We start from the raw sequence: 12,231 nt of genomic DNA, 5'->3' as shown, positions 1-12,231 counted from the left end.
CATCAGGCTTTCTTCAATTGCCTTTTGACCGCTTCAAAAGCATCGCCTGCTTCGACGACCGCAGCGAGCAGTTTGGTTTTGGTGGTTTTCAATTCCTGTACCCAATAGTCTACGGCATATTCATCGCTGATGTCTATCGTGCGGGTATCGGCCGCTACACTTTTTCTTTTAGTTTCCATTAAATCTTATGCGGATCGCCTGAAGGGTTTCGGCTTGTTTGAATAAGGCTGCTTCGCTTTCAGACAGGATGTTCGTTGCTATTTTGCCGGGCACCGGCGTATTCGTACCGTCATTCGGCGGCACCTTGACCAAGCGTTTTCTTTTAGGTTTCTTTTCCATATCAACAGGCGAATGTTTTTTTGCTGTTTTCAAAGGTAAGCGTTCGTTGGTAGAAGCAAATAAGCGAAGTATTGTTTCACCTATTGCTATCTAAAACTTCCGATTGGCCGAAGTGCTGCCGGTCATTCCCGGTACATTTTTATACCAGTAGCCCTATCGCCTGTTTAATAGCGATTATCCGACTACCTATATTGATGTACTTGACCAACTGGCCTAATTTCATGAACTTGATATCTAAGCATTTAAACATAAATCGCCCCTGCTCCTGTAGTGCCTTTGGGAATAAAGATTTCGCGTCTCCCAACCTTTGTGTCATTAACAACGAACGTTATTTGACATCGGGGGACGAGGCATTATCCAATTAGCACCTGGAAATTTTGCGAAGCAGGAATGAATTCTTGTGAAAGCGCATTGGCAGACGAGGGTCCGTATCGTAGGATACGACGCAGGTAGTCCCGAAACAAAAGATATTAAGGGGGAGTCCGTTTCGGGCTCCCTTTTTTTGTGTCCTGACTAATAGTAAACACTATTTGTTATGACCACGATCAATCCGACAATCATCAAAGAACAGGTGACCGTCGCCGGCCTGCTGGCACGGCTCGGTTACCAGCCCGCCAAAGGAGGCGGACAGGAAAAGGTTTACCACAGCATGTTAAGGGAGGGCGATAGAACGCCGTCATTCTCGGTCAATGACGCACTTGGCGTATGGTATGACCATGGTACCGGCAAGGGCGGCAATGTCATCGACTTTGGGCTGGCCTACTGGCCCGACCTGACTTTTAAGGACGTCATGCAGAAGATTTGGGAGGTGGCGCAGCAGGCTGTGCCGGACACCCCTTTTTCTTTTCAGCCAGCCGGGCGCCGGCGCAGGGCGCTGAAGCTGCCGCATTACCAGGTGGAAGAAATAAAGCCGAATTGCAACAATCCGCAAATCAAACATTACCTGGAGAACCGGGGTGTGCTGCATTTGGCCAAAGGCCGTTTGCAAGAAGTTTATTATTGCGTCGAGGATGAAAAGCACCAGCGTAAGCATTTCTTTGCGGCAGGCCACCAGAATGAACTCGGCGGTTGGGAAGTCCGCAATAAGTATTTCAAGGGCTGCCTTGGTAAAAAGGCGCTCACCATCATCGAGGGCGATACCAGGCATGTGATTTTGTTCGAGGGTTATTTTGATTACCTGAGCTGGCTGCATGAGCACCCGGACGATAAAACAAGTATCATCGTTTTGAACAGCCTGAGTTTACTGGAAGCAGCCATAAAAGTAGCGATGCGCTACCCACAGATCGATTGTTTTTTTGATCATGATAAACCGGGCCGGCAGGCCACGCGTTCTTTGCTGAAGGCTCTCCCCTATGCCAGTGACCGATCGATGATTTATACTGATTATCATGATTACAATGACAAACGCAAAAGCCAGTCGCGCGAGGAACGGCTTGCCGCCAATCCGCCGCGTAAAGACCTGTTTGCCCGTGTCAACGTGCCCTTCGAGCGGTAAAGCGTACTCTTATTAATAAATAAAGGGCGTTCCGTTTTTTTATAGGCAAGATGTCTTTTTGTCCGACAAAAATTGGCTTCGCATCAATTTCCGCCGTTCTAAAAAGCCACTTGCCCATCCGGGGGTTTTTCGGCTAACCGAAAATTCGCAACGTATTTCCTGATGAGAAAATTAAGTGGCAGACCGCCTTTGACCGAGGGAAAACGTATCAAAAAGATTGATGCGCGTTTTACGGAAGCAGAATATCTGGAGATCGAGAAGATGGAACTCGCATTAGGTCTGAAGAAAACCGATTTGGTTCGTTTGCGGCTGTTGGGTACTTCAGCCGCGATTTTGGTAAATTCAAAGGAGCTGATCAAGATTTTGGATGCAGCGGGTACTGAACTTGGGCGGGCAGGGAACAATATTAACCAACTGGCGCGTTATGCAAATATTTTGTTGCTCAAGGGTATTCTTGACCCATCGGTGGTTTTGCAATTTAACTTCCTCATGGAAAAATATAATAGTAACCAGAAAGCATTGGAAACTGCGATGCGGAAAATTATGAAAAAAGGCAGGTAAGTGATACACTGCTCTACCACTACAATGTTATACGGCTATACGGTTACATTGTTATATCGCTACTTGGTTATATAGTTACGTAGATAGATTGATATGCCGCTATCTTGATATTCAGATAGTAAGTTATGTTGATATAAAGCCATATCGTTAGGTCGGTATAGCGATATATAGATCGGCTGTTACCTTGTTATATTGATATGGTCATTAAAATCTTGGAATCAGTCAAAGGTTTTGGGGGTGTGGCCTACAGCCTGCGTAAGATTGACCGGGGCAAGGCCGAAATGATGACGGCCGCCAATTTTGGTATGCTGGGCGGATTCAGTGTGGCACGGGCGCAGGACTACGAAGATTATTTTGAGCAATTGGCGAGTCTTAACAAAAAAACCATATATCCACAGCTCCATGCGGTGGTTTCCTGTGCCGGCAGAACATCGACAAATAAAGAGTTGACCGTGGTGGCAGAGAAATGGCTGAAGGAAATGGGCTATGGCGATCAGCCTTATTTGATTTTTTTTCATACGGACACCGATCATAATCATGTGCACATCGTGAGTTGCCGTATCGACAGGAATGGGAAGAAAATCGACAGCAGCTACGAACATGACCGTTCTCAGAAAGTGCTAAACAAGATAACCGGCCGGGACGAAAACCTGGAAACAAAGAAAGATTTGGAAGATGCTTTGAATTATAAGTTCAGTACAAAGGCGCAGTTCGCGATGATTCTCGAATCAAAGGGGTATGTCGTCAGGGGTGGGAATTTGATCAAATACGGCAGGAAATTATTACCTATACCGGAAAAAAAGATAAAGTATCATGCGGCCGATAAACAGCGTACCAACCAGTTGAAAGCGATTTTTGAAAAGTACCGGCACCGGTATTCGGCAGCATTGTCGCCTGCAACGGTCACCTTGCCCAGTGGGTATGAGAAGCCGCTTCATAAATTCAGGTCCGACCTGGCCGATTTTTTAAAGGTCAAGTTTGGTCTTGAACTGGTTTTTCACGCGTCCGAAGACAAGCCAGCCTACGGTTATACAGTCATTGACCATGCGCAGAAGCGTGTTTTTAAGGGCAGCGAGATTATGGTTATGGCGGCGCTTTTGGAACCGGTCGAACTTAACTTAAAACGGGAAGAGCCAGCAGGCGAAGAAACGACTTTTGAGCCAGCTGCCGCTGAAACCTCGCCGGCCTATGAGGTACCAATCCGCATTTCCATCGCCGAGGATGTCGACGATCAGCAGATCCACGGGATGCGGCGCCGGCGGCAGAAGAAGGCGCGCACCAATACGCGCTGAGTTTTTTAATCTTTTAATTTTCTTTTATGATCATTCTTATCGGCAACCAGAAGGGCGGCTGCGGGAAAAGTACGCTCACGCTTTTGCTGGCGAATTACCTGACGCAGGCCAAAAAAATCAAGGTCCATGTCATCGATATGGACTACCAGCAAAGTATCGCGCAGAAATATGAGAAGGCCAAAGTACTGGAGAACGAGGCCGCTTACGAGGTCATCCCGGCTGGGCTGGAACATTTCCCGGTGATCAAGGAATTGCTGAGGGATACGCAAAATGAAGTGGTGCTGATCGATCTGCCGGGCAAGTTGGATGACGATGGCTTGATACCGGTGTTTAATGCGGCCGATTTGGTGATCTGTCCTTTTGCCTATGACGAGTTCAGCTTTACGTCGACCATTTTATTCTCGGTCGTGCTCAAGAAAATCAATGAGCGAGTCGGGATCGTGTATGTGCCCAACCGGATGAAAGCTAATGTCAGGTATGAAACCCAATTGGAGGTGAATGACCAGTTGTTGAAAATAGGGAGCTTAATGGTTCCTATTCCTGACCGGATCGATTTTCAAAGGGTCAATACGTTTATGACGCCGCTAACCGTGGTGCCGCTCATTATTCCTGTCTTTGAACCGGTCTATGAAAAAATACAAGAAATTATTAAAGCTTATGGCCAAGATCACGTCACTGGCGGATGAGATCCGCAATAAGATCGCTTCTGAGAAAACCGCGCCTAAGAAAACCGTGGCGGCGCGGAAAATTAATACTGACGTTGCCATCATAGCAGCTATTGAGGCTTATGACAATTCGGGGCATAAAAGCATGGTGCATGTGCGCTTTGACGAGCAGACCGTCAAGACCTTGAACCATTTTAAGATGGCGACGGGTATAGATACGACCAAGCTCGTCGCTTTTTCGGTGCAGCAACTCTTCGCGGAGCACCCGGAACTCAAATCTATTATCAAACAATTTATTCAAAACGTTTCCTTATGACCTGGATCAAATTTATCTGCTGGTTATCCGGCCTGTATGCCTTTTACTATATGGGCAATATCTTGTGGGACCTTTCCCGCAGCCGCAAAGCAAGCGGCGAAATAATACCTGAACTGGTGTTTGAAGAACAAGCGCCGCAGAAGGTCGCTATCGAAGCAAAGGCGGCACCGAAGATGCCCGAGAAGGCGAAGCCGCCGGTGACCGATTCGGGTGGTGTGCGGCTCAAGCAGCTTTTCCAGCTGGCCAAGGCCGAGTCCATTGTTTATACCGGGGCGGTCAGTTACTGATATGAAAGCTCCACTCCTATTATTGCTTTTTCAACCGGGTATCGATGAGATGCAGCAGGCGAAGCAGGATTTATCACAATCTTTTTTTTCGGCGCGGGATGCTTCACTGATTTTAGCTGCCATTTTGGGTATCATCGGCGCGGTGCGCATCTATCATAACTGGCAGATGGGTAAAGAGCGCATCACGGGTGATGTGGCGGCCTGGTTTTTTTCGGCCTTGTTTATGGTTTTACTGGGCGCGTTCTGCCATGCGTTGTTCGGGATATAATTGATAATTAAGCGTTTACTAACCATAGTTTGACTAAAACTTTTAGCATCGCTTGCTTATTATTAAAAAAATGCTATATTTGCGTATCCCAATGTTAAATTTCATCACCGATAAAGACAAGGCTATCCACGCCGCACTGTATGTTTTACAGCGGACTGGGCCGGCTGATTTTCATAAGGTTTTTAAGACGCTGTATTTCGCTGAGCAATATCATCTCAAGAATTTTGGACGTCCGCTAACCGGAGATTCTTATCATGCTATGAAGTATGGCCCGGTACCATCGTTTTTATATGATGTATTTAAGGCGGCAGAAAAGCAAGAATCCCCATTCCAGGAAGCATTATCAAGAAGTGTCGTTTTCAACGTCGTTCGCGATGGCAATAAACCAATCGTTACAGGTTTGCTTGCACCGGACATGGATGAGTTATCCGAATCGGACATTGAGGTGCTAAACCTTTCGATTGAAGAAAACAGTGCACTTGATTTCGTCGCTTTAGTAGACAAATCACATGATTCTGCCTGGAATAAAGCAGAAAACAAAGAAGATGGTGAAATGTCTTATTTTGATATCGCAGAAGCCGCGGGTACGTCTAAAGATATGCTTTCCTACATTTGCCTTCAGGCAGAAAACTCCTCTTCAAGAATGATATGAGTTCGTTGGCTGATGCGTTTCCGGAAGAAGAGCGGCAGCGTTTTGCCGCCGAAAACCTGGTCATTGGAACTGTCATTAAAACCTTTGTTGCCGATACTAATCCTCCTAAAGAAAAACGGCTGGTCATTATGGGCGAATCATTTGATCATATTTCGCTGGCAACCATTTATATCAATACCGATTTAAATCTTAAAGTATTTCCTACCCAGGAATTACAAGACTTGAACCCTGAGTTTTTAGCTGCCGGTCGCGATTATTTGGAGCACGACTCCCATGTAGATTGTACCGCTTTGCATATCATGCCTAAACAGCAATTAAATAACATTATCGGTACCGATCCTGGCAGGGTATTGGGTAATTTATCTGCAGATGATCTAAAACAACTGCGTGACCTGATCAAGTCCGCCAAAACCATCAAGCCAAGCTTGAAAAAAACCTACGGGTTGTTCCTTTAAGCGTGAATCGCTTGTTATTTCTTTCTATGTCAGCCGCAGGATCTCTTTAAGACGGCTTCAATAATTTCCTTGCTGTATGTTTTATGTTAAAAAATGCCAAAAAGAAATTGGCCTGGCTCTTCATTGCTTTGATCAGCCCCTCTTTATTATTTGCCCAAAGCGGCGTTAACGGTTTGAATGCCGCGACGACTAATTTAAAAACCTATATCGATCCGGTAACGGATATCACGCTGGTGATCGGCGGGATTGTGGGCATTGTCGGCGGTATCCGGGTGTATTCCAAGTGGAACTCGGGGGATCAAGATATCAATAAGGAATTGATGGGCTGGGGTGGCAGTTGTTTGTTCCTGGTTCTGTCTTCGCTGATTATCAAAGCCTTTTTCGGGTTATAAGATGGCGGCCAGGTATGCAGTTTATAAGGGGCTCCAAAGGCCCCTTACTTTTAAGGGCTTCAAGGGCAAGTATATCTACTGGGGCCTGGGTTCGGTGCTGGCCGGCCTGGTATTGGGTTCGGTCACGATGGCGATGGTCAATATGTGGTTGGGCGCTATCGTGCTGGTCGGCTTTATTGTGGGCGGGCTGGTCTTTATCGCTTCCAAACAGAAGGGCGGGCTGCATGCCAAGGCCCGGCATACGGGGATTTATGTTTACCCGTCGAATCTTAAAAACTTGAGGTATGGCCGCCAAAAAAGTATTTGAATTGCCTTATATCGGGGTTGACCGGCTGCGGGACTTTGATATCCTGTACGGCAACGGCGGGGAGTTTTCGGTCATTATTGAATTGCTAAACCCGGTGGTGCAGTTTTCGGCCTCGCCGGAGGCTTACGAGGAATTTCATGGTTTGCTGACGGGTGTCATCAAGATTTTGGGGGATGGGTATATTTTGCAGAAGCAGGATATCTTGTATCGTTCGCCTTATCCGGAGAAGGAGGCGGGTGAGTATTTGCAGCGGCAGTATAACGCCCATTTCGCCGGCAGGGATGCTTTAAAAATAAAAAGCTTTTTAACGCTTACGCGGCAGGTGAAGCGCGGGCGGTTTTATGTGTATGACCCCAAGCATTTGCGGGATTTCAGCACGGCGGTGCATAAGGTGATGGATGTGTTGCGAACCGGTAAATGTGAACCTAAACTGTTGATGGAGCATCAGATCAATAGGCTGCTGCGGCAGGTGCTGAACATGAATTTTTCTGGTGAGAAGCTGTCGCTGAATAATATGATGCCTTCCGATACAGGTATCGGCATGGGAGATATTTCGGTGCGTTGTATTCCACTGGTCGATACGGATAAGGTGGATTTGCCTTTGGAGATCGGGCCTTATACCGAATTGAATGATAACGGGAATTTGCGGGGTTTCCCGGTGGACCTGTTTTCGTTCTTGTATAAAGTGCCGGATTTTGAAACGATTTTGTTTAACCAGGTGATCGAGATTCCATCGCAGCAGGGAACGCTGACGAAACTGGAGGTCAAAAAGAAGCGGCATTCGGGTATTCCTGATCCGGCCAATACGCTATGTGTTGAGGATATCGAGGTATTGCTGAAGGATGTGGCACGGAATAACCAATTATTGGTCAATGCACATTTCAATATTGTATTGGCGGCCAAAAAGGAAAGTTTGCAGAAGGCTGTCAATTACATAGAAAGCTCATTGTTTGGATTGGGTATTATTCCGAATCAGAACGCCTACAATCAATTGGAACTGTTCCGAACGGCTTTGCCGGGCAATGGTGTGGAGCTGCAGGTGTACGATTGGTTCCTGACCACTTCGGATGCGGCACTCTGCTTTTTTTTTAAAGAGGCCCTGCCGGTGGATGAGCCTTCGGATTTCCTGATCCGCTTTACCGACCGGCAGGGCATTCCCATCGCTATCGATCCCTGCGACCTGCCGATGCGCACCAACCGGATTTCCAATCGGAATAAGTTTGTCTGCGGCAGTTCGGGTACCGGCAAGTCTTTTTTAGTGAACGCCATCGTGGAGCAGTATTTACTGTACAATATGGATGTGGTGATCGTGGATGTGGGTCACTCCTATTCGGGGCTTTGCGATTACTACGGCGGAAAGTATATTACTTATTCGGAGCAGAGGCCGATCACGATGAACCCTTTCGCTATTTCTGAGGAAGAGTACAATCTGGAGAAGAAAGAGAATTTGGTGACCTTGATCGCTTTGTTGTGGAAGGGTGCCAATGGTTGGATTTCGACGGTAGAACGGGACGTGATTACGCAGCTGATCAGTGGTTATTATGGGGCGTTTTTCCAGGGGGAGCTGGACGCCAACTTATCATTTAATTCTTTTTATGATTTCGCAGTGGCCAAGATTCCGATTATCAAAACGGAGGAACGGGTTCCCTTCGATTTAGATGAGTTCCGGTACGTGTTGAAGAAGTTTTACAAAGGCGGAGAATACGGAACGATTTTGAATGAACCGGCGGATGCTTCGTTGTTCAACGAGAAGTTTATTGTCTACGAAATTGACAATGTACAGGACAACAAGACTCTGTTTCCTATCGTGACTTTAATCATTATGGATGTTTTCCTGCAGAAGATGCGGCACAGGCAGGGCCAGCGCAAGGCACTCATTTTAGAGGAGGCCTGGAAGGCTTTGACCTCACCGATGATGGCAGGTTTTATGCTCTATTTGAACAAGACGGTTCGAAAGTTCTGGGGGGAGATCATGGAGGTGACGCAATCGCTGGAGGATGTCTTGGGTAACCCTATTTTAAAGGATGCGATCATCAGCGAGTCGGATACGATTATTTTGCTGGACCAGCGGAAATTCCGGGATAATTATGAGGGGATCGCCAAGTTGTTGTCGCTGAATGAGACGGAGCAGCGGAAGATCTTTACGATCAATCAACTGGATAATAAGGATGGGCGGTCGCGTTTTAAGGAGTTTTATATGCGGCGGGGCGCGGTTGGTGAGGTGTATGGACTAGAGACTTCGCTGGCGCAGTACCTGACGTATACGACGGAGAAGCCGGAGAAACGGGCGATACAAACGTATGTAAAAGCTTATGGCTCCTATCCTGCCGGCATTGATGCCTTCATCCAAACTTTACACACCACTAAGCTCTCTATGAGCGAACTCGTTTCACGAGTAAACGAAGTGGGAAACATTCTAAATTAAATTTTATGAGAAAGCTATTGCTATTTTTTTGGCTGCTTGCCTTGAGGGGCAGCTTGTTCGCCCAGGAGCTGGTGGTGGATCCGACAACTTCGGGTGCGATGCTGGCCAGTAGCGCCGTGATCAACGGTCAGCTCAATACCACCAATAATAATCTGAGCGCCATTAACCGCGGGCAATTGGCGGTGAGTAGCCAATTGGTAATCGTGAATGATTTGCAGAACAAGATCTATACGGGTTTGAGCCAGGTGGCATCCGTTATTAATAACTTGTATAGCATTAAGGAAATCGCGGAGACCGGGACGGATATTGTCAGGGATGTCGAGAAGTCGGTGACGATTGCGAAGAGCGATCCGGTGTTGTTATTGTTTGCGGAGCAGGGTGCGCGTGATTTTGAGCAGCGGGCCGCTACATTGGCGGCGGACGTCGGGACCTATGTTTTGAAGGGTGGGAACGACAATTTGATGGATGCGGGGGAACGGGGGAAGTTGCTGAATCATATCGCGGGTGAACTAAGGATTTTAAGGGGTATTGCTTACGGGATGCAGCGGGCGATGTATTGGGCGCAAATGCGTGGGATTTGGAAGTCTTTGAATCCCTGGCAGAATTGGGAGAACCAGGATGTGCGGATCGCTAATTCGGTGATTTCGGAGGCTAAATATTTAAAGAGATGAGAGCTTTATTTTTTATGGTGGTCTTTGGCCTGATGGCGTCGGCCTGTGTGGCACAGACGAAGGCTTTAGATATTCCTGGTTTGTTGCAGTTGGTGAGTTATTCCAAATCGGAAAACAGTTTGCAGAATACGGCGCGGAATGACCAGGCGGTGGTTACGGCGAATGAAACGGCGAACAGGACGTTGCTGGTGAAGATGAAAACAATGTACCGGACGTTGCAGAACCGGTACTCTTTATTGGGGACGGCGATCAGTGCGGCGCAGGTGGGCTTGCAGGCGGAGCCGATGGTGAGCAGTATCATCAGTAGCCAGTCGCAGCTTTATGGTTTGGCGCAGCGGAATCCGGCGATTGTGCCGTTGGCTTTGCAGACGGAGATCGAATTTGCGGAGCATTCGGAACTGCTCATTAACTATATGACGGGGTTGATTTTGTCGATTGGCGATGTCAATCAAATGAAATCGTCGGACCGAAAGCTTTTGTTTGATTATGTCCTATCGGAACTGAGCAATATCCAGGATATGTCCAACAATTTAGTACGGTCGGTGCAATACGCGAACCTGTCTGCCTTACTTAAATCGCTCAACCCATTCCAGAGCTTCGTTAGTCAGGACACGCACCTCGTCAATGATATTATTACTAACGCGAAATATTTACGAAAATGAGACTTTTTGTTTTTGTTTTTGCCTTTGGCCTGATGGCGTCGGCTGGGGGTGCGTATGCGCAAATGATCGCGTTTGATCCCTGGCATTTTACTTCGGTAGTAGAGAATGAAGCCGCCCGTAGCGCTGCGGAAAGTACGCATAACCAGTATTTAGGCAAGATTGATAACAATATCGAGCAGGTCAATACCAATGTGGGGTCCGTCATTTTGGCGCAGGCGATGATCTATAATGCGCTGTCCAATGTCAATTCGGCTTTGAAGGACGGGCTGGCCGTGAAAAACATCGGTTTGATCACAAGCGATATCATTTACTATTTGGGACAAGCCATGGAACTGGCCAAGGACGACCCCGCATTGTTGTTAACGACTTCCAAACTGCAGAACGAGATGGGCCCGAAAGCGGTGACGTTGGTCAGTGATGTGTCCGGTTATGTATTGAAAGAAGGCAACAATGTGTTGGCGGATTATAACGGGCGCGACCAGTTATTGCGCAAAGTGATCCAGCAATTGCAGATCCTCGACAGTATGGCTTACGGGACCTGGAAGACGATGTACTGGGCAAAAGAGCGCGGCCTTTTAAAGACGCTCAATCCATGGCAGAATTTTGTCAACCAGGACAAAATATTTGCGGCACAAATTATTCAGCAAGCTAAATATTTAAACAAATGAAGATTTTGATATTAATGGTTTTAGGACCGTTGTTGATTTGCCGGGCTTTTGCACAGCAAATTATTAATGATGAGGCGGTACGTTATCAGGAAGAACGCATGGTGTTCAAGCAATGGGATCAAGACAAGTTTTTACCCAAAAAAGGGTTTTTGAGTTTGAATCCCTATTACTGGCTGACCTGGGGTTTGTTTGAGCCGAACTACCATAAGACGGACCTGCGGCCGCTTTCGGCAACGGGTCCCCAAACGCAGCGGCTGGCTTTGGTAGGCACCATGAACTCGGTGGACAATGATTATAAGCTGCATTCGGATACGGTGCGGAATACGGCTTTGACTTCCATGGCGGAACAGAGTGGTTTGGTGGCGGGTGCCGATCCTTTGTGGTTATTGTATTACAGTAAGGTGCTGGCTCCGGTAACCAATTTTAATGACGCGACAACCCTTGCATCATTGCCGAACAATGTGCGCTCAGCGGTGGTCAGCGAAGGTATCTATGATTGGTACCGTCAGGAGATGGCGATGTTGAAAGAGCGGGTCAATGGGGCAAGGACGGCGGATATGGACCGGGGGTCAAGGATCATGGCTTATTACCGGTATTTGAAGGAGTACAGGACGCTTTTGGCGACTTGGGCGAACCGGGTGGCGACTGCGTCGAAGAATTTGGCGATGGTGAAGCGGCAGCAGCAGGGTAAGAATAATCCGGCGGGTGGTTTGGTTTGGACACCGCAGACGGATGTGCAGATCGCACAGAAAGTTTTAACAGACAGAAAGTATTGA

The 12,231-nt window shown here is 47.4% G+C and carries 18 protein-coding genes; 16 read left to right on the top strand and 2 right to left on the bottom strand.

Annotated features, from left to right (window positions below; genetic code table 11):
- Nucleotides 1-2: 2 nt before the first annotated feature.
- Both HB679_RS00910 and HB679_RS00905 read right to left on the bottom strand, forming a co-directional pair.
- Complete coding sequence (locus tag HB679_RS00910) at nucleotides 3-179, bottom strand: DUF3606 domain-containing protein (RefSeq protein ID WP_214070059.1); 177 nt, start codon at nucleotides 177-179, stop codon at nucleotides 3-5.
- Nucleotides 169-372, bottom strand: coding sequence for a hypothetical protein (locus tag HB679_RS00905; RefSeq protein ID WP_214070058.1), 204 nt, complete (start codon nucleotides 370-372; stop codon nucleotides 169-171). The genes HB679_RS00910 and HB679_RS00905 overlap by 11 nt, the downstream gene beginning before the upstream one ends.
- Before the next feature lie 502 nt (nucleotides 373-874).
- Between HB679_RS00905 and HB679_RS00900 the strand changes: the two genes are divergently transcribed.
- From HB679_RS00900 to HB679_RS00825, 16 genes are all read left to right on the top strand, one after another.
- On the top strand, nucleotides 875-1,834 hold the full coding sequence (locus HB679_RS00900) for a toprim domain-containing protein (protein ID WP_214070057.1): 960 nt from the start codon (nucleotides 875-877) through the stop codon (nucleotides 1,832-1,834).
- 162 nt (nucleotides 1,835-1,996) lie between these two features.
- The gene (mobC, locus tag HB679_RS00895; RefSeq protein WP_214070056.1) at nucleotides 1,997-2,395 is read left to right on the top strand and encodes a plasmid mobilization relaxosome protein MobC; all 399 of its coding nucleotides are present in this window, start codon (nucleotides 1,997-1,999) and stop codon (nucleotides 2,393-2,395) included.
- Nucleotides 2,396-2,592: 197 nt separating this feature from the next.
- A complete protein-coding gene (locus HB679_RS00890) occupies nucleotides 2,593-3,687 on the top strand; it encodes a relaxase/mobilization nuclease domain-containing protein (protein ID WP_214070055.1) in 1,095 nt (364 codons plus the stop codon).
- A gap of 26 nt (nucleotides 3,688-3,713) precedes the next feature.
- Nucleotides 3,714-4,373, top strand: a complete 660-nt coding sequence (locus HB679_RS00885) for a ParA family protein (protein ID WP_214070054.1) — start codon at nucleotides 3,714-3,716, stop codon at nucleotides 4,371-4,373.
- Nucleotides 4,345-4,668, top strand: coding sequence for a hypothetical protein (locus HB679_RS00880; RefSeq protein WP_214070053.1), 324 nt, complete (start codon nucleotides 4,345-4,347; stop codon nucleotides 4,666-4,668). The genes HB679_RS00885 and HB679_RS00880 overlap by 29 nt, the downstream gene beginning before the upstream one ends.
- Nucleotides 4,665-4,955, top strand: a complete 291-nt coding sequence (locus HB679_RS00875) for a hypothetical protein (protein WP_214070052.1) — start codon at nucleotides 4,665-4,667, stop codon at nucleotides 4,953-4,955. The genes HB679_RS00880 and HB679_RS00875 overlap by 4 nt, the downstream gene beginning before the upstream one ends.
- A gap of 1 nt (nucleotide 4,956) precedes the next feature.
- Nucleotides 4,957-5,223, top strand: coding sequence for a DUF4134 family protein (locus tag HB679_RS00870; RefSeq protein WP_214070051.1), 267 nt, complete (start codon nucleotides 4,957-4,959; stop codon nucleotides 5,221-5,223).
- A 91-nt stretch (nucleotides 5,224-5,314) separates the two neighbouring features.
- Complete coding sequence (locus tag HB679_RS00865; RefSeq protein ID WP_214070050.1) at nucleotides 5,315-5,875, top strand: Panacea domain-containing protein; 561 nt, start codon at nucleotides 5,315-5,317, stop codon at nucleotides 5,873-5,875.
- The gene (locus HB679_RS00860; protein ID WP_214070049.1) at nucleotides 5,872-6,330 is read left to right on the top strand and encodes a hypothetical protein; all 459 of its coding nucleotides are present in this window, start codon (nucleotides 5,872-5,874) and stop codon (nucleotides 6,328-6,330) included. Before HB679_RS00865 ends, HB679_RS00860 begins: the two co-directional genes overlap by 4 nt.
- 83 nt (nucleotides 6,331-6,413) lie before the next feature.
- Nucleotides 6,414-6,722, top strand: coding sequence for a DUF4134 domain-containing protein (locus HB679_RS00855; RefSeq protein WP_214070048.1), 309 nt, complete (start codon nucleotides 6,414-6,416; stop codon nucleotides 6,720-6,722).
- 1 nt (nucleotide 6,723) lies between these two features.
- Nucleotides 6,724-7,029 carry a DUF4133 domain-containing protein gene (locus tag HB679_RS00850; protein WP_214070047.1) on the top strand — a complete coding sequence of 102 codons (306 nt, stop codon included), beginning with the start codon at nucleotides 6,724-6,726 and terminating at the stop codon, nucleotides 7,027-7,029.
- Nucleotides 7,007-9,454 carry a TraG family conjugative transposon ATPase gene (locus HB679_RS00845; protein ID WP_214070046.1) on the top strand — a complete coding sequence of 816 codons (2,448 nt, stop codon included), beginning with the start codon at nucleotides 7,007-7,009 and terminating at the stop codon, nucleotides 9,452-9,454. Before HB679_RS00850 ends, HB679_RS00845 begins: the two co-directional genes overlap by 23 nt.
- 5 nt (nucleotides 9,455-9,459) lie before the next feature.
- The gene (locus HB679_RS00840; RefSeq protein ID WP_214070045.1) at nucleotides 9,460-10,125 is read left to right on the top strand and encodes a hypothetical protein; all 666 of its coding nucleotides are present in this window, start codon (nucleotides 9,460-9,462) and stop codon (nucleotides 10,123-10,125) included.
- Nucleotides 10,122-10,787, top strand: coding sequence for a hypothetical protein (locus HB679_RS00835; protein WP_214070044.1), 666 nt, complete (start codon nucleotides 10,122-10,124; stop codon nucleotides 10,785-10,787). The genes HB679_RS00840 and HB679_RS00835 overlap by 4 nt, the downstream gene beginning before the upstream one ends.
- Nucleotides 10,784-11,455, top strand: a complete 672-nt coding sequence (locus tag HB679_RS00830) for a hypothetical protein (protein WP_255547508.1) — start codon at nucleotides 10,784-10,786, stop codon at nucleotides 11,453-11,455. The genes HB679_RS00835 and HB679_RS00830 overlap by 4 nt, the downstream gene beginning before the upstream one ends.
- On the top strand, nucleotides 11,452-12,231 hold the full coding sequence (locus HB679_RS00825; RefSeq protein WP_214070043.1) for a hypothetical protein: 780 nt from the start codon (nucleotides 11,452-11,454) through the stop codon (nucleotides 12,229-12,231). The genes HB679_RS00830 and HB679_RS00825 overlap by 4 nt, the downstream gene beginning before the upstream one ends.

Origin of the sequence: Mucilaginibacter sp. dw_454 (genome assembly GCF_018449775.1) — a bacterium.
Lineage (GTDB): Bacteria > Bacteroidota > Bacteroidia > Sphingobacteriales > Sphingobacteriaceae > Mucilaginibacter.
The sequence above is the reverse complement of the archived record's forward strand: the minus strand, read 5'-3'. Positions and strand labels throughout refer to the sequence as shown.

Bases quoted from the DNA above. Each gene is read 5' to 3' on its own strand.
- HB679_RS00910 (WP_214070059.1), bottom strand. From the start codon at position 179: ATGGAAACTAAAAGAAAAAGTGTAGCGGCCGATACCCGCACGATAGAC.
- HB679_RS00900 (WP_214070057.1), top strand. From the start codon at position 875: ATGACCACGATCAATCCGACAATCATCAAAGAACAGGTGACCGTCGCC.
- mobC (WP_214070056.1), top strand. From the start codon at position 1,997: ATGAGAAAATTAAGTGGCAGACCGCCTTTGACCGAGGGAAAACGTATC.
- HB679_RS00890 (WP_214070055.1), top strand. From the start codon at position 2,593: ATGGTCATTAAAATCTTGGAATCAGTCAAAGGTTTTGGGGGTGTGGCC.
- HB679_RS00885 (WP_214070054.1), top strand. From the start codon at position 3,714: ATGATCATTCTTATCGGCAACCAGAAGGGCGGCTGCGGGAAAAGTACG.
- HB679_RS00880 (WP_214070053.1), top strand. From the start codon at position 4,345: ATGGCCAAGATCACGTCACTGGCGGATGAGATCCGCAATAAGATCGCT.
- HB679_RS00875 (WP_214070052.1), top strand. From the start codon at position 4,665: ATGACCTGGATCAAATTTATCTGCTGGTTATCCGGCCTGTATGCCTTT.
- HB679_RS00870 (WP_214070051.1), top strand. From the start codon at position 4,957: ATGAAAGCTCCACTCCTATTATTGCTTTTTCAACCGGGTATCGATGAG.
- HB679_RS00865 (WP_214070050.1), top strand. From the start codon at position 5,315: ATGTTAAATTTCATCACCGATAAAGACAAGGCTATCCACGCCGCACTG.
- HB679_RS00860 (WP_214070049.1), top strand. From the start codon at position 5,872: ATGAGTTCGTTGGCTGATGCGTTTCCGGAAGAAGAGCGGCAGCGTTTT.
- HB679_RS00855 (WP_214070048.1), top strand. From the start codon at position 6,414: ATGTTAAAAAATGCCAAAAAGAAATTGGCCTGGCTCTTCATTGCTTTG.
- HB679_RS00850 (WP_214070047.1), top strand. From the start codon at position 6,724: ATGGCGGCCAGGTATGCAGTTTATAAGGGGCTCCAAAGGCCCCTTACT.
- HB679_RS00845 (WP_214070046.1), top strand. From the start codon at position 7,007: ATGGCCGCCAAAAAAGTATTTGAATTGCCTTATATCGGGGTTGACCGG.
- HB679_RS00840 (WP_214070045.1), top strand. From the start codon at position 9,460: ATGAGAAAGCTATTGCTATTTTTTTGGCTGCTTGCCTTGAGGGGCAGC.
- HB679_RS00835 (WP_214070044.1), top strand. From the start codon at position 10,122: ATGAGAGCTTTATTTTTTATGGTGGTCTTTGGCCTGATGGCGTCGGCC.
- HB679_RS00830 (WP_255547508.1), top strand. From the start codon at position 10,784: ATGAGACTTTTTGTTTTTGTTTTTGCCTTTGGCCTGATGGCGTCGGCT.
- HB679_RS00825 (WP_214070043.1), top strand. From the start codon at position 11,452: ATGAAGATTTTGATATTAATGGTTTTAGGACCGTTGTTGATTTGCCGG.